Consider the following 16,910-nt stretch of genomic DNA (forward strand, 5'->3'; position numbering starts at 1 on the left):
GTCCATGAACTCCTCCGCCATTCCGTTTGACCTGGAAAACAGCCCGCGCATCCTGCTGGTCGACGACGAGCCCCGTTTGCTCGCTTCCCTCCACGAACTGCTGAAGGACCGCGGCTACCAGCTGCACACGGCCACCTGCGGCAGCGAAGCGCTGGCGCAGTTGTCGAAACTGCGCTTCGACCTGATCCTGCTCGATCTGCGCCTGCCCGACATGAGCGGCCATGAAATCATGGACCATATCAACCGGCGCGGCATCGAGGGCGACGTGATCGTCATGAGCGGCGACGTCGGCATCGAGGCGGCCATCGGCGCCCTGAAGCGTGGCGCCTACGATTATCTGCGCAAGCCGTACAGCCGCGAGGAGCTGCTCAAGACGGTGGAGAATGCGCTGCAAAAGCGCAAGCTGGCGCTGGAGAACGAGCGCATCGCGCTGCAGCTGGAAAACTCGGAAAAGATGTACCGCTACCTGGTCGACAGCTCGCCCGACATCATCTATACCCTGAACCACGAAGGCCGCATCACCTTCATCAACGACAGGGTGCACCAGTTGCTGGGCTTTAGCCGCGAAGAGCTGATCGGCAGCCATTATTCCATCCTCGTGCACGATGAAGACCAGGAGCGGGCGCGCTATGCCTTCAATGAGCGCCGCCTCGACGAGCGGGCCTCGCGCAATGTGGAACTGCGCCTGAAGTGCCATAGCGGCAGCGGCAGCGACCGTACCTTCAACAACACGCTGATGACGATTCCGCTCAATTCGATCGGCATGCACAGCCACGATCAGGAAGCGAAAAAGCAGGAGTACTTCGGCACCTACGGCGTGGCGCGCGACATCACCGACCGCAAGCGTGCCGAGGAAGTCATCTCCTACCAGGCCTACCACGACATCCTGACGGACCTGCCGAACCGCATGCTGTTCAAGGACCGCCTGGGCCTGGCCGTGATCCAGGCGCGGCGCAAGCTGACGGAACTGGCCGTGATGTTCATCGACCTTGATCGTTTTAAACTGGTCAACGATACCCTGGGCCATGTGAAGGGCGACGAACTGCTGCAGCAGGTGGCGCTGCGCCTGAAGGATTGTTTGCGCCGCGGCGATACCCTGGCGCGCCAGGGCGGCGATGAATTCACCATCGTGCTGCCGGAACTGCGCGACCGCCAGGATGCGCGCCTGATCGCCGACAAATTCCTCGAATGCCTGCACCAGCCGTTCGACCTTGATGGCAACCAGGTGCATATCTCGGCTTCGATCGGCATCGCCATCTATCCGGGCGATGGCGAGACCATCGACGAGCTGCTGCGCCACGCCGACATCGCCATGTACCAGGTCAAGGCGCTGGGCAAGAATGGCCACAGTTTTTATCACGAGTCCATGCTCGACGTGTCGCACCAGAAGATCGCCCTCGAGCAGAGCCTGCGCAAGGCGCTGGAGCTGAACCAGTTGGAGATGTATTACCAGCCGCAGGTGGACGTGATGACGGGCCGCATCGTTGGCGCCGAAGGCCTGATGCGCTGGAACCACCCGCAGCGGGGCTTGCTGACGGCCGGCGAATTTTTGCCGTTCGCCGAGGAAAACGGCTTGATGCTGCCGATCTCGGACTGGATGCTGGGCGCCCTGTGCCGCGACCTGGTGCAGTGGAACGCGGCCGGCGGCGAAGCCGTGCGCCTGTCGCTCAATTTGTCGCCGCAATACCTGGACCGGGGCGACTTTTTCGAGAAGATGCGCGGCGCGCTGACGCGCTATGGCATCGCGCCGGAAAAGATCGAAGTGGAAATCACGGAAAACATCTGCATCCGCAACCCGCAGTATGCGATCGAGCAGTTGAACAAGCTGTGCCAGCTGGGCGTGTCGGTCGCCATCGACGATTTCGGCACCGGCTATTCCTCGCTGTCGTACCTGCACCGCTTCCCCATTCACACCATCAAGATCGACCAGTCGTTTGTGAAGGAAATCCATGACGAGCACGGACACTACCCCGTCATCCTGGCCATCATCTCGATCGCGCGCGGCCTGGGCCTGCACCTGATCGCCGAGGGCGTGGAAACGGAAGGACAGGCGCGCTACCTGCAGGACAAGGGTTGCACCACGATGCAGGGCTATCTGTACCACCGGCCCATTTCGCTGGGCAGTTTCATCGGCGTGCTGCAGGAGCAGAACCGCCTGATCGCTGATGCCGCCCCCGCGTTGTCCCAGACGCTGGCCATCGAGGCTTGACCGTGCCGCTTGCCGACCCCCGCTACACGGCTGCTCATTACACGGCTGACTACCTGCGCCTGAAAGGACTGGCCGAGAAGGGCAATGCGAACGCCCAGCACAGCCTGGGTTTCATGCATTTCAATGGCCAGGGGATCGAACAAAGCTATGCGCTGGCGCTGCACTGGTATGGCCTGGCCGCCGCGCAGGGGCTCGAGCACGCGCAATACAATCTGGGCGTGATGTGCCAGAAGGGGCAGGGCGTGCCGCAGGATTTTGCGCAGGCGGCGCACTGGTACCAGCAGGCGGCCGAGCAGGGCTACGCGGCGGCGCAATACAACCTGGGATGGCTGTATGCCAAGGGCCAGGGGCTTGCGCAAGATAGCGGACAAGCCATGCTGTGGTTCAGCCGCGCGGCGGAACAGGGCGACGCGGGCGCGCAGAATAATCTGGGCATGATGTATGACAATGGCAAGGGCGTGCCGCAGGACTTCGTGCAAGCCATCGCCTGGTACCGCAAGGCGGCCGACCAGGGTTATGCGCGCGCGCAGTTCAACCTGGGCCTGCGCTACGACAATGGCCAGGGCGTGCGCCAGGACCGCCAGCAAGCGACGGCCTGGATGCGCAAGGCGGCCGAGCAAGGCTATGCGCCGGCCCAGTTCAACCTGGCGCTGCGCTATGAAAATGGCGACGTGCTGCCGCAGGACAGCAGGCAGGCGATCACCTGGTACCGGCGCGCGGCCGAGCAGGGCCACGCCAGTTCGCAGTTCAATCTGGGACTGATCTACGACAATGGCCAGGGCGTGCCCTGCGATAAGCAGGCGGCACTCGAGTGGTACGTGAAGGCGGCCGGCCAGGGGCACGCGGCGGCCCAGCACAACCTGGGCCTGCACCATGAGCATGGCGCGCAGGACTATACCCGGGCGCAGGTGTTCTACCGCCAGGCGGCAGGGCAGGGCTTTCCTGCCGCGCAGTACCAGCTGGGACTGTTGCATGAGCATGGACAGGGCATGCCTGCCGATGCGCAGGAAGCCATCTTCTGGTATCGCAAGGCGGCCGACCAGGGGCATGTGCGGGCGCAGTTCGACCTGGGTTTACGTTATGAACATGGCCAGGGCGTGCCGCAGGATCTGTCGCTGGCGCTGGAGTGGTACCGCCGCGCCGCCGAGCAGGATTACGCGCCGGCGCAATACATGCAGGGCGTGTTGCACGACCGCGACGATGGTCCTGCGCCCGACAGCCAGCTGGCCTGCGCCTGTTATTGCCGTGCCGCCGCGCAGGGCCACAGCCTGGCCCAGTTTGCGCTGGGGCTGCGGCATGACAACGGCCAGGACGTGCCGCAGGACTATGCCGCCGCCTGGGACTGGTATGCACTGGCCGCGCGCCAGGGCCATGCGCGGGCACAAATGAATCTGGGCCTGATGGCGGCCAGCGGCCAGGGCGGCCCGCTCGATTTGCAGCAGGCCTACATCTGGCTGTCGATGGCGGCGGCGGCCGGCGTGTCGGGCGCGGAAAAATCCTTGCGCCAGACGGCGGCGCGCATGCGCGAGACGGATCTGGCGCGGGTGCGCGAACAGCTGGCGGCGATAGCAGGCTGAACGCCGGCGTTAGCGTGCGCGGATACAACAGCCGGTGCTGTATAGTCCTTTCCCTTCGCCATCTGTGGCACCCCTTGTTTCCCCCTGGACGCTAAAATTGCTGCGGTATTTGCAGTTTTGATGTGCTAAGGTTCCAGAAGAAGGTGGTCTGTATATTCTTTAGAAAAGGAAAATCATGCGCCTGAACCCTTTCCCTAGCCGTCCGGCCGCCATCCTGTGTACGCTGGCGTTGCTGTCGTCCGGCGCAGGCGCCGCCGGTCCCCTGGATGCCCTTAGCAACCAGGATGCCAGCAATGGCTTGAAAGCGGCACTGGAAGCCGGTTCGGCCGCTGCCGTTGCCAAGCTGGGCATCGAAAATGGCTTCCTGAACAATGACAAGGTCAAGATCAAGTTGCCCGGCATCCTGGAACAAGCCAAGCCTTTGCTGAAAATGACGGGCCGCGGCCAGCAGCTGGACGACCTGGTGGTGGCGATGAACCGTGCCGCCGAGTCGGCCGTGCCCATGGCCAAGCCCTTGCTGCTCGACGCGGTCAAATCGATGAGCGTGAGCGATGCGAAAAACATCCTGTCCGGTGGCGATACTTCCGTGACGGATTTCTTCCGCCAGAAGACTTCGGCACCGCTGGCCGTCAAATTCCTGCCCATCGTGAAATCCGTTACCGACCGTTCCGGCCTGGCCAGCAAGTACAACAGCACCATGAGCCAGATTGGCAAGACGGGACTGGTGCCGCAGCAGCAATCGACGGTGGAAGGCTATGTCACGGACCGCGCGCTTGACGGCCTGTACCTGATGATCGGCGAGGAAGAAAAAGCCATCCGTAGCAATCCGCTTGCGTATGGCAGCAAGATTATCGGCAAAGTGTTTGGCAGTTTGAAGTGATGGTTCCAGCGTGCCGTACGGCTCCAGGTGGCGTTTGCGCTGAATAGACAGGTGTGGCGCAAGGGAAACAAGTTAAGCATTTGCTACAAGAAAACAATGTTAAAATTCTGCGACATACATTCCTGAGGCATGCTTAAGCAACGATCTGCTGCCCGGGAGTGCCCAGCTTTAGTGGCGAACTGATGCGTGGCATTGCAACCTGCCCGTCGGTTGGCCTTTTTTCGTTTCATTCACGTTTCCCCAAGCTCATTGATTTTCTGAATACATTCTCAGGAATTCCAGGTGCAGGATATTTTAGGTAGCCGGATTTGTTAAGCGTACTCAGAAAATCAATCAAATATACCTGGTGTGGCTGTCTGGTGCTTGGCGCGCCTTCGGTGATGGCCGCGACCCCGAATCATGGAGGCCAGTCCGGGTATATCAATATGCCCAGCGCCGTGGTGGAAACGGACGGCACTTTCAGCGTCGGCTATAGCTACGACAGCCCGTATGGCCAGTTATGGGCCACGGCAAATATCCTGCCTTTCCTGCAAGTGACGGGGCGTTATGTGTCGATCACGGGCATCCCTGGTTTTACCAACGTGCCCGGTGAATATGGCAGTGGCTATGGCCGCTACAAGGATAAAGTCGTCGACGGTAAATTGCGCCTGTGGACAGAAACGGAGTGGATGCCATCTGTCGCCGTCGGCATGACGGATCTGTTCGGCACCGAGCTGTTCAAGGGGCAATATGTCGTTGCCACCAAGACATTTGGCGCCAGCAAGAATATCGAAGCGAGCCTGGGCTATGCGCACAAGCGCCCGGACGGCGTGTTTGCTGGCGCGCGCTGGACCCCGACTGCGCTGCCGCGCTGGTCGGTGGTGGCGGAATACGATACAACCAATTATCTGCGCGACTTCCGCGCCAGCGAAACGAGTGCGGGCAAGCGCCGCAAGGGCGCTTCCGTGGGCCTGGAGTACCGCTGGGGCTGGCTTGCCCTGCAAGCAGCACGCAGCCGCGACCAGTTCAGCGTGAACGCCTTTATCAGCATTCCGTTTGGCGAACGCGAGTTCATTCCCAAGGTGTATGAGCCACCGTATTTCGTAGACGACAAGAATCCGCCACCGCTGCCGAGCAAGGAAGCATGGCACCGCGACCCCGTCTATGGCGCCGACCTGGTCAATGCCCTGGTAAAGCAGGACTACAAGAACATCCGTGTCGAGCAAGAAGGCAATGTCCTGAGCCTGAGCCTGACCAACAGCCGCATCTCGAACATGGGCCGCGCCGTTGGCCGTGCCGCGCGCACGGCTGTCGCCTTCACGCCGAAGGGCGTGACGACCTTGCGCATCACGTATACCAAGCTGGACCAGCCAATCGCTACCTACGAATTCTTTGACTTGCCAAAACTGAACGACTATTTGGCAGGCAAGATCGACCGCAAGGCCTTCCTCGACGTCGTGCTGCTGCGCTATCCGGAGAAAAGCGATGTCATCCGGGACGATCAGCAAGGCTGGCTGCAGGAATTCCTCGACAAGCCGTCAACCGTCGTTGCTGCAGCACCTGCGCCAGTACCTGTTCCCGCCGCCGTACTTGCGGCGGCTCCCGCGACCGCCACCGCGCCGGCTCCCGCCGTTTCCGCACCCGCTCCGACCAAGGCGGCCGAGGTCCTCAAGGACGATGGCAAGCTGGCCGTCGGTGTTGGCGTCGATGGCGACGTGGTGCAGATCAAGTCGCTGGACCGGGAAGCGAACCGTTTCAAGATCGCTCCCAAGGTGGGCTTCTTCTTCAATGACCCGAGCGGCGCCTTCCGCTATTCGATTTCGGCCGTGGCCAACTATGACCGCCGCCTGGGTGACGGCCTGTACCTGAATAGCGCCGCCAGCCTGCAGTTGCTGGAAACGGTATCGGGCGTCAAGCAGCCATCGAACAGCAACTTGCCGCACGTGCGTACGGATGTGGCGGAATACTTGCGCGGCGGGCGTTTTTCGTTGAGCCGCGTCTTGCTGAACAAATACAACAATCCCGCCGAGCGCGTGTATACCCGCATGTCGGCCGGCCTGTATGAAGACATGTTCCGTGGCGTTGGCGGCCAGGTGCTATATCTGCCGAAGGATAGCCGCTGGGCGGCCGACGTGGCTGTCGATGCCTTGCAGCAGCGTGGTTACAAGGGCTTGCTCGATTCACGCGACTACAAGACGGTGACGGCGATCGGCTCCCTGCATTACCGCTTGCCGCATGACATTACCGTGACGGCGCGCGCCGGCCGCTTCCTGGCCAAAGACACAGGCGTGCGCATGGAATTCAAGCGCCGCTTCCAGTCCGGCATCGAAGTCGGCGCCTGGTATACGCATACGAATGGCAACGATATCACCAGCCCTGGCACGCCGTCGAAGCCGTACCAGGACCGTGGCATCTTCCTGTCCGTGCCGCTGAACAGCATGTTGCCGATGGACACGCAATCGACGGCCGGCTTTGCCATTGCTCCATGGACGCGCGACGTGGGGCAGATGGTGGCTTCGCCAGGCGACCTGTACGACATGTTCGAGCGCCCGCGCGCCGACATGCACAGCTATGATGGCCTGGGCAACTTTGCCGAACGTCCGGATGAACAGCATCTGCCTGCCGTCAATCCGCCGGACCGGCCGTTTGTCAGCCCGTGGCCCGCCATGCGCGCGCGCCTGGAGCAATCCGCATCTGCGACGCCGAGTGCTCCTGAATGGCTCAAGGCGACGGCGGTGGTCGGCGGTGTGGTAGTGGCTTCCGCGCTGGCCGATAAACCTGTCGACCGTTTCGTCAAGAAACATGAAGATTCCAAGGTCTACCGCAACTGGGACAAGCTGGGCAAGGCCATGCCCTACGCGGCAGTGGGCGCCGCTGCCGCTGCTTTCGCCCTGGGCGATGACCGTATGCAAAATACGGGACTCATTTCCCTGCAATCGGTTGCCGCGGCAACGGGTTTGGCGGTGGCCGGCAAATATGCGTTTGGCCGCGCCCGTCCAGAGGAAGACCTCGGAACGTGGAGCCGCGTCGGCAGCGGCAATTCCCGCTCGAATTCCTCGTTTCCATCCGCGCATGCCGCCATCGGCTTTGCTGCCGTGACGCCGTTTGCCAAGGAATACGATGCGCCATGGCTGTACAGCGTGGCCGCGGTGGGTTCCGCCGGCCGCGTCTTTGGCCGCAAGCATTGGGTGTCCGACACGGTCGCCGGCGGCATCCTGGGCTATGCGATGGGCAGCTGGCTGTGGCACGCGCAGCGCGACCAGAGCAAATCGGGCCTGTCGATCAATCCGGGGCCGAAAGAAATCAGCGTGACCTGGCAGGGCAAGTATTAAGCGCGCATGGCGCTCCCTTTACTCATACAACATCATTCATCCAGACAAAGACCAGCATGAAAAAGCAACTTCGTACTCCCCCGCCTTTCGTGAAACAAGTGATTTTCTCGGCTTTCCTGCTGGGCGCAACTTCTGCCTACGCCGCAGGGCAGGACCTGGACATGGCTGACCTGCCGCGCCAGAACCCGTCTCGCGCACAGGCAAGCGAGTTGGGCGCAGGTACCTTGCCTAGTATCCGTAGCGGCCGCAGCGATCCGCGCCAGGAGAAAACGCTGGCTGCCAATAATCTCAGCAAGCAGGCTGCTACCGAAGTCAAGGCGGGCGCTTTCGAAGAGTATGTCGATGGCGTGACAGGCAAAAAACTGAGCATCTTCGGCAAGGATCTATTCAGCGATGTGCCGTCCACCTTTGCGCCACTCGATGGTGTCCAGGTCAACCAGGAATACGTGATCGGCACGGGCGACGAGCTGCAGGTACGCGGCTGGGGCATGGTCGACATCGACGTCAGCGCCACGGTTGACCGCAGCGGCGCGATTTTCATCCCGCGCGTCGGCTCCATCAAGGTCAGTGGCGTGCAGTACAAGGACTTGCAGGGCTACCTGAAGAAAGCCATTGGCAAGATCTATACCAATTTCGACCTGACAGCGAGCATCGCGCAAACGCGCGCCGTGCAAGTGTACGTGGTCGGCCATGCCGTCCGTCCTGGCACCTATACCTTGAATTCCATGAGCACCCTGCTCAATGCCCTGTTTACGTCGGGCGGTCCGGACGCTACCGGCAGCATGCGCAATATCCAGCTCAAGCGCGGCAAGGATACCGTCAGCACCTTCGACCTGTATGACATGCTGGTCAGCGGTGACAAGAGCCGCGACGTCACCTTGCGCGACGGCGACGTGATCTATATTCCTGAGGTAGGCCCGCTGGTGGCCTTGACCGGCAACGTGAAGCAACCGGCCATTTTCGAGTTGAAAGGCACCGCGACACTGGCCGATGTACTGAACTGGGCCGGTGGTTTTGACTCGGCGGCTGAAACCAAGCAGATCGTGGTCGAAAAGAACATCGATAATCAATATAAAACCGTGCTGGAACTGGTAGCCGACAAAGGTGTGTCCGGCAGTCAGTTGGCCGGCATTGCCGTCAAGCCTACCGATATTCTGCGCGTGTTCGCACCAGGCGCCGTACCGGTCCAGGCGCAAATCCAGAATGAATACGTGCGTGTGGCTGGCGAAGCAAAGCAGAGTGGTATTTTCCTGCTGAAAAAAGGTGAAACCCTGCGCGAGCTGATCGCCCGTGTCGGTGGTGCCAACGAAAATGGTTACCTGTACGCCACTCAGTTGAACCGTGAATCCGTACGTCGCGCCCAGCAGATCAAACTGAACCAGGTGGCTGACCGCTTTGAACGTGAGCTGGAGTCGAACGCGACACAGCGCATGGCAGCCAGCAATGACAAAGATAACGCAGCGAAGGCTGCGGCTGAAGTCGAGCAGCAACGCCGCATCGCACAAAAACTGCGCAGCATCAAGGCTGAAGGCCGCATTGTTCTCGATCTGCCAGGTGTTGACACGCAAGTCAAAAATCTGCCCGATCTGCCGCTGCAGGACGGCGATTCCATTCTGATTCCGCGCCGTCCCGGCACTGTGGATGTGCTGGGTTCGGTTTTCCAGCAAAACGCCTTCGTTTATCGCCCACAACGTACGGTCAACGACTATGTTCAGCAGGCCGGAGGTATCACTGCGAATGCGGACAAATCCGAAATGTATGTGATCCGGGCCGATGGCACGGCGCAGAGTGGCCAGGGAACCGGCTGGTTCAGTGGTATTGGCGGCACGGCGCTTAATCCGGGTGACACGGTAGTGGTGCCCGAGAAAATCGAACGCAGCACGTTTATGCAGAGCCTGAAGGAATGGACTGCGATTTTCTATCAGTTTGGTTTGGGAGCAGCTGGTTTGAAAGTGTTGAAGGATTAACACGGCATCTCATCAGATACGCATAAAACCACACTTTATTTGAAAGCGAACGATGTCCGAGCATGTAGAAATTCAAAATAAGCAATATCCAGTAGCCCAGGCAGAAGACGAGGGCATTCATTTGCTCGACGTGTGTGCTGCCTTGGTACGTCAGCGAAAGCTCATCATCATTTTCCCACTGGTGACTGGTGCATTGGCGCTGACAGCCAGCATGCTGATGACACCGAAGTATGTCAGCACGGCTGTTATCATGCCACCGCAGCAGCAGAGCTCCTCTGTTTCGGCAATGTTGGGGCAACTGGGCGGTTTGGCGAGCGCCGCAGGCAGTATCGCCGGCCTGAAAAATCCCAACGATTTATATGTGGGCATGCTGCAGAGCCGGACAATTGCAGATAACTTGATCGAACGATATAAGTTGAAAGAACGCTTCAACAAAGAATTTCTGGATGATACGCGCGATAAGTTGGCGAATGTGCGCAGCATATCTAACGGTAAAGATGGCTTGATTGGTATTTCTGTCGAAGACAGGGACCCAAAGTTTGCTGCTGATTTGGCGAATGCCTATGTGACAGAGCTGGCTGCGCTGACCAAGAACTTGGCAATCACGGAAGCTGCCAGACGCCGGGTTTTTTTTGAGAAGCAATTGAAGGCTGCCAAAGAGGAGTTAGCGAACGCCGAAGTTGCTATGCGGAAAATGCAAGAAACGACAGGCATGCTTCAATTGGAAGGGCAGGTGAAGGGACTTATTGCCAATGAGGCTCAGCTCCAAGGCACCATCGCAGCCAAAACAGTCCAATTGCAGGCCATGCGCAGTTTTGCGACTGCCAGCAACCCAGAATATATGCGCTTGCAGGAAGAGATGCGCGGGCTGCAGGGTCAGTTGGAAAAGTTGCAAAGTGGACAGGGCCGGAGTGGTGATGTCATGATCCCTAGCGGGAAGCTTCCTGAGGTTGGCGTCGAGTATGTTCGCACATTAAGGGATGTTAAATATTACGAGACCATTTTTGAACTGCTGGCAAAACAGTATGAGCTGGCAAAAATTGATGAGGCCAAGGATTCTTCCATGATCCAGCAACTGGATTTGGCAGTGCCTGCTCAGAAAAAAATCAAACCGAAACCTCTGGTCTTCACTTTGGCCGGCCTGATTGGCGGAGGGGTACTGGCAATCTTCATCGCGATTTTACGGGATGGCTATGTGTCATCTAAGCGCAATGCCAAGAATAATTCTCGCTGGGCCGCGGTATCAAACGCTTGGAAAAATAATTAAACAAATGCCATGGCATGATGCCATTTAAACTGAAATAGCCTGGCATTTTAAGAAATTACAAATAAAATATTGATTACTTATGGCAGCTGCATCATTACGTAAATTGTTTTTAAAGAATGCCGTTGCAAATGTAATTGGTGGAATAGGTACGACATTATTCAATTTATTGCTGCCGGCACTTGTCGTTCGCCATTTGGGGAAATTGGAGTTTTCACTTTGGAGCTTATCGCTGCAAATATTGATATATATGCAGCTTTTTGGTTTTGGATTGCAAACCGCAATGACAAAATTCATTGCACATGGAAATGAAATATCGGATTTGAATGATCAGCGAAAAACCATAAAAGCTGGCTTGGTGTTGGTGTCATTTTTCAGTTTTTTTGCGGTTTTTGCAGTCGTGCTGCTTGCAATATTTTATCCATTATTTTTCAAGAATATTCCTGAGGACTTGGTTGGTGAGTTTAGAACCTGTATAGCCATACTGGGTATGTCGGCGGCATTTCAGTTATTTGCGTTGGTGCCATCAGGCATGTTTATTGGATTGCATCGAAATATAGTGCCGGTCAGCGGACTGCTGCTGACTAGAATGTCAAGTTTATTCTTTATTTGGCTGGTATTGAGTAATGGTGGAACGCTTCTCGAAATTTCTGTCGTATTGGCATTGTGCGGAGTAATGATATTGCCAATAAGCTATTTCTATGCAAAGAAATTGGGCGGAGAGATTGTAAAAAATTTAGGAGCCATTGATTGGGCCAGGTGCAAGGAATTATTTTATTATTGTTCTAGTTTGGCGGTGTGGAGTGTTGCAATGCTGTTTGTCAATGGCATTGACTTGGTGATAGTCGGACATTATGACTTTGAAAAAGTTGCATCTTATTCACTTGCAATAACCGCAATATCCATTCTGGTGGGTGTAATGCAGGCCGTCCTGGGCCCTTTGGTTGCTATTGGATCGGCCTCGTTTGCCAAAGCAGACAAGCAAGTACGCCTGCCAAAATTGTTGGCAATATCGAGTGCTGGCTGCGCCATATTTCTTGTTTTTGTAATCGTAATTTTTTTCCTATTTGGAAAAGCTCTTCTGTCGTTATGGATAGATAGAAGCTATGTTGATGATGTCTATGCATTGCTTTCTATAATGTTATTTGCTCATGCGATAAGGAATTTGTTGAGCCCATATTCGCTTTTGCTGCTTTCTATTGCCGAACATAAAAAAGCATTCATGCCAGCTATTATAGAGGGCGTTGTTAATTTGTCCTTCAGTTTGATGCTTGCTCCCTCATATGGCGTCATCGGAGTAGTATATGGGACATTAATTGGTGCAATTGCAGGAGTAGTTAGTGCGCTGATTTTTGTTGTGGATAAAACAAAGATATTGTCTATTTCAAGATTGTATTTCTTTAATAGGATAATATTTTTCCCGGCGGTAACGTTGGGCGTGTTATTTTGGCTTTGCCAAAGTTGAGGGCATTAGTCATGAATTTTATAAAATTAATTATTAAGGCTGTATTGTTTAGGCCGAAAGTTGCAAGTTTGGGTGCGGGGAGTTATGTTTATCTTCCCCGTAGATTAATAAATAAAGAATTGATTGAAATTGGTCGGAATTGCCGGATCGGTAAAGGTGTAGTGCTGGAGCCCATAACGATGAATGGCCAACAAAGATTTTCCCCTAAAATATTTTTTGGTAACGATGTTTATGTAGGTCGATACTGTCAAATGTATAGTATTGACTCCATACGCATTGAAGATGGATGTGTACTAAGTGAGTATGTCTATCTATCAGATTCTGCGCATGGGTTTAATCCGGATGCCGGCTTGATCATGCAGCAAGATTTGGAATCGAAAGGCCCTATTCATATTGGAAAAAATACATTCATCGGATATGGCGTCTCGATCATGCCTGGTGTATCGCTTGGCAGAAATTGTATTGTAGGAACGAGATCGGTTGTCACTCGGTCTTTTCCAGATTTTTCGATGATTGCCGGTAGCCCGGCCAAAATAATTAAAAAATACTGCCAAGAAAAAAAAGAATGGATTTCTACTTGATCTTTGCTTTTCCAGTAAGGTGATATGATTTTTAGGTAAAAATTCATTGTTTGTGCTGCTCATCTATACTCGGCGCAGATGAATGTATTGCGTCTATAAATGATTGATGTAAGATTTTTCAGTGCATGATGAAAGATTAAGTAATGCCTCACCGTATTTTTAATTATTTAAAAATGCAAGGGGTGGTTAGAAATATATTTAAAAAATAGTATACGGAAATATTATGAAAATTTTGATTACTGGTGGTGCTGGTTTTATCGGGTCCAACTTGGCATTGCACTTGAAAAGCATAGGGCATGAGGTAACAATTCTGGATATATTATCTCCCCAGATTCATGGCGATAATCCATCTGAAACCTCGCCTTTGTATCGGAGCATCAAGGACACCACTAATTTTGTTTTGGGTTCGGTCACTGATGTCGCTGCCTGGGAGGCTGTTCTTCCCGGTCAGGATGCCATCGTGCACTTGGCAGCTGAGACCGGTACAGGCCAGTCCATGTATGAGATCAAGCGCTATGTCGACGTTAATATCGGCGGCACCGGCATCATGCTGGACTTGCTGGCTAACGGTCAATATCAGGTTAAAAAGGTTGTTGTGGCTTCTTCCCGCTCGATTTATGGCGAAGGAAAATACTATTCGGAAGCCTTGGGAATTATCTATCCCGGTGCCCGTAAAGATATTGATATGCAGGCCGGTCGTTTTGAACCGTTATGTCCAAAAACAGGCAACGTGCTGACCTTGCTTGCCACGGATGAGGATTCGAAAATTCATCCTTCGTCAGTCTATGGTATTACCAAGCAAAACCAGGAACAAATGGTAATGACAGTGTGCGACTCGCTGGGTATTGGCGCCAGTGCATTGCGTTACCAGAACGTATATGGCCCTGGTCAATCGCTGAGCAATCCTTATACAGGCATTCTGTCTATCTTTTCCACGCGCATCAAGAACAATAACGGTATCAATATTTTTGAGGATGGCAAGGAAAGTCGGGATTTTGTTTTTATTGACGATATTGTTGCAGCAACGACAGCAGCACTGACACGAGATGCTGCAAATGGCGAGGTATTTGGCATCGGCGCCGGCGTTGCCACAGATGTCTTGACGGTAGCAAACACACTGGTAAAACATTATGGAAATGAGGTACCTATTAAGGTTACCGGCGCATATCGTTTAGGCGATATTCGCCATAATTATGCTGATCTAAGTAAGGCTGAGCGCCTGCTGGGATTCCGGCCCAAGGTTAGTTTTGATCAAGGCATCAAGAAGTTTACTGATTGGGTCAATATGCAAGAGGTGCAGATTGATACTTATGAGACAAGCATTGAAGAAATGAAGAAACGGGGTTTGTATAAATGAAAGCCCGGGTTGGATTGGTCACAGTTCTATTTAATAGCGAGGATGTTCTTCCTGGCTTTTTCGAAAGTTTGTCGACCCAAAAATTTTCAGATTATTGGCTATTCATACTTGATAACAGTCTCAATGATTTTTCCTATAATAAATCTCAGGAGCTAATTGAACAGTACGGTTTGAAAAATGTTACGCTGATAAAAAATCAAAAAAATGTTGGCGTTGCAGCTGCGAACAATCAAGGAATTAATCTTTCTTTAAAAATGGAATGTGATTATGTCCTTCTTTTAAATAACGATATCGAATTTCATGATGTGGATTTATTTGGTAATCTGGTGCAATTTGCCGATAATTCCAATGAGAAATTAATTGTTCCAAAGATATACTTCTACGATTCACGCAAGATTTGGTGTGCGGGCGGTTCATTTAGTAACTTGAAAGGTACTGTAGTACATCGAGGCGAAGGTGAGGTTGATAACGGTCAATATGATAAAGATGGATATATTGGCTATGCGCCGACGTGTTTTATGCTGATTCATAAGCGGGTTTTCGATGCTATTGGTATCATGGACGAGAAGTACTTTGTATATAGCGACGATGCAGATTTTATTTGGCGGGCCAATAAATTCGGTTTCCGTACCTACTATTGGGCCAAGGGCCTAGTGCTGCACAAGGTAAGCAGTAGTACTGGAGGAGGACTTTCTCCTTTCTCTACTTATTATTGTGAACGGAACAGGATTTATTTTATCAGGAAAAATTTTTCTCCTTTTATGAAAATCTTCGCATTGGCTTTTTATATTATTACGCGTCCTTTGAAATGGCGATTTTTTTCAAAGAGATTACGCCCCTCATTTATTTCAGGCGTAGTTGACGGATTTAAGCTGTAAAATCAGGAACTACACTATTTAGGCGGCGAGGGAAATTTGAACTGTATAATTTATTTGATCACCATACTATCAGTATTTCAAGGTATGGTAATTCCCGGTATTGAGTCGCTTGGCATATCACCATTTTTCATCGCTCAAATAGCGGTAGTTCTGTATGCGTTGGTTTATTGGCGCATGCGTGGTTTGATAATACCAAAAGAATGGTATTGGTTCACTTTTTGGTTTACCGCGTTTGTAATATTTTCCGCGATGTCGGCATTTGTTTTTCCATTCGTTTTTCAGGGAATACATGTGTATGTGCCGAAAGGTGGTATCGACGAACAGTATTTATCACCAGGTAAACTGCAAATTTCGTCTTCAAATATAGCGCAGGCAGTTTTTATATTGCTGTACTGGCTGAGCATAATTCTTTTAGTGACGAATAAATCTGAAAATAGAATTAAAATAATTGGACGCGCATATGTTATTTCCGCCATTATTGTTCTATTTTTTTCGTTTTATCAATTGATTAGCATATTGACCGGTATTCCATATCCAGGGGATTATCTGCTGAATAATACCAGTTATGGTATTGCTCAGGATGCTACTTTCGGATTTTTACCACGCATAAATTCGACATTTACCGAGCCTTCTTTTTATGCAATGTTTGTCGGTAGTTTTGCCTCGTGGTTATATATTCGTTTGCTTAACGAAGACAACTCGAAGCGCTTGTGGGCTTGGGGATCTGCACTATGTATTGCGCTTTTAGGTCTATTATTGTCAGCATCTTCAACGGGTTATCTGAGCATGCTTATATTTTTTGCATGCCACAGTGTGGTATCTATATTCTCGAAAAATAAAAGTACACACAACAAACGAATATTTATAATTATTTCTGGTTGTGCATTATTTTTTGCCATATTTTATGTGTTTGTGCCAGGCACGGATGTTATTCTAAGCATGATTTTATTTGATAAAGGCGAATCAGAATCATCTTTGCACAGATTCGCAGCGGATGCTTATGCATTTACGGTATTGGAAAATACAGCATACTTTGGCGCCGGACTGGGTAGTAATCGGCCATCAAGCTTTATTACGTTTTTGATCTCAAATGTCGGCATTATAGGCATGTTTTTAATCTTGTTGACCACTTATGTACTTTGGAAAATGGGTGTGCAGGCGAACAATGCTGCCAGACTAAAATCTACGTCCGCGGCTGTGCAGGCATCCGGTTGGGCTCTCTTTACCATGCTCGTTTCCAAGGCTGTCGCAGGGGCGGATCTGAGTTTTCCGCCAATGTGGATACTTATAATTTATTTCATTAGCTGCATAAGTCATGCTCAAGCGGAGAGAAAAAAATATAGGGAAATTAACAATATTTCTAGGGGAATTGTCGCTTGAAAAGAGCGGTCTAATTTTTCGATTATTGAATAATTATATTT

At 53.0% G+C, this 16,910-nt stretch carries 11 protein-coding genes; all 11 read left to right on the forward strand.

Annotated elements, in window-relative coordinates; translation table 11 throughout:
- Positions 1–4: 4 nt before the first annotated feature.
- The 11 genes from IGS58_RS00675 (at position 5) to IGS58_RS00725 (ending at position 16,869) form a co-directional block, all read left to right on the forward strand.
- Positions 5–2,209: an EAL domain-containing response regulator gene (locus IGS58_RS00675; protein ID WP_034778753.1), complete on the forward strand. Its 2,205-nt coding sequence runs from the start codon at positions 5–7 to the stop codon at positions 2,207–2,209.
- Positions 2,210–2,211: 2 nt separating this feature from the next.
- Positions 2,212–3,786: an SEL1-like repeat protein gene (locus tag IGS58_RS00680; protein WP_230520408.1), complete on the forward strand. Its 1,575-nt coding sequence runs from the start codon at positions 2,212–2,214 to the stop codon at positions 3,784–3,786.
- Positions 3,787–3,961: 175 nt separating this feature from the next.
- Complete coding sequence (locus tag IGS58_RS00685; protein ID WP_230520409.1) at positions 3,962–4,666, forward strand: DUF4197 domain-containing protein; 705 nt, start codon at positions 3,962–3,964, stop codon at positions 4,664–4,666.
- A gap of 380 nt (positions 4,667–5,046) precedes the next feature.
- On the forward strand, positions 5,047–7,977 hold the full coding sequence (locus IGS58_RS00690) for a YjbH domain-containing protein (protein WP_268989844.1): 2,931 nt from the start codon (positions 5,047–5,049) through the stop codon (positions 7,975–7,977).
- Positions 7,978–8,033: 56 nt separating this feature from the next.
- Positions 8,034–9,944 (forward strand): SLBB domain-containing protein, encoded by a 1,911-nt coding sequence (locus IGS58_RS00695; RefSeq protein WP_230520411.1) that lies wholly within the window; start codon positions 8,034–8,036, stop codon positions 9,942–9,944.
- Between the two features lie 52 nt (positions 9,945–9,996).
- Positions 9,997–11,211 carry a GumC family protein gene (locus IGS58_RS00700; protein WP_230520412.1) on the forward strand — a complete coding sequence of 405 codons (1,215 nt, stop codon included), beginning with the start codon at positions 9,997–9,999 and terminating at the stop codon, positions 11,209–11,211.
- A 79-nt stretch (positions 11,212–11,290) separates the two neighbouring features.
- Positions 11,291–12,673 (forward strand): polysaccharide biosynthesis C-terminal domain-containing protein, encoded by a 1,383-nt coding sequence (locus IGS58_RS00705; RefSeq protein ID WP_115057593.1) that lies wholly within the window; start codon positions 11,291–11,293, stop codon positions 12,671–12,673.
- An 11-nt stretch (positions 12,674–12,684) separates the two neighbouring features.
- Positions 12,685–13,254, forward strand: a complete 570-nt coding sequence (locus tag IGS58_RS00710; RefSeq protein WP_230520413.1) for an acyltransferase — start codon at positions 12,685–12,687, stop codon at positions 13,252–13,254.
- Between the two features lie 223 nt (positions 13,255–13,477).
- Complete coding sequence (locus IGS58_RS00715) at positions 13,478–14,611, forward strand: NAD-dependent epimerase/dehydratase family protein (protein WP_070254703.1); 1,134 nt, start codon at positions 13,478–13,480, stop codon at positions 14,609–14,611.
- Complete coding sequence (locus IGS58_RS00720) at positions 14,608–15,489, forward strand: glycosyltransferase family 2 protein (RefSeq protein WP_070254702.1); 882 nt, start codon at positions 14,608–14,610, stop codon at positions 15,487–15,489. The genes IGS58_RS00715 and IGS58_RS00720 overlap by 4 nt, the downstream gene beginning before the upstream one ends.
- Positions 15,490–15,543: 54 nt before the next feature.
- Positions 15,544–16,869, forward strand: a complete 1,326-nt coding sequence (locus IGS58_RS00725) for a hypothetical protein (protein ID WP_230520414.1) — start codon at positions 15,544–15,546, stop codon at positions 16,867–16,869.
- Positions 16,870–16,910 lie beyond the last annotated feature (41 nt).

This window comes from Janthinobacterium sp. EB271-G4-7A (assembly GCF_020858075.1).
Classification (GTDB): domain Bacteria; phylum Pseudomonadota; class Gammaproteobacteria; order Burkholderiales; family Burkholderiaceae_D; genus Janthinobacterium; species Janthinobacterium lividum.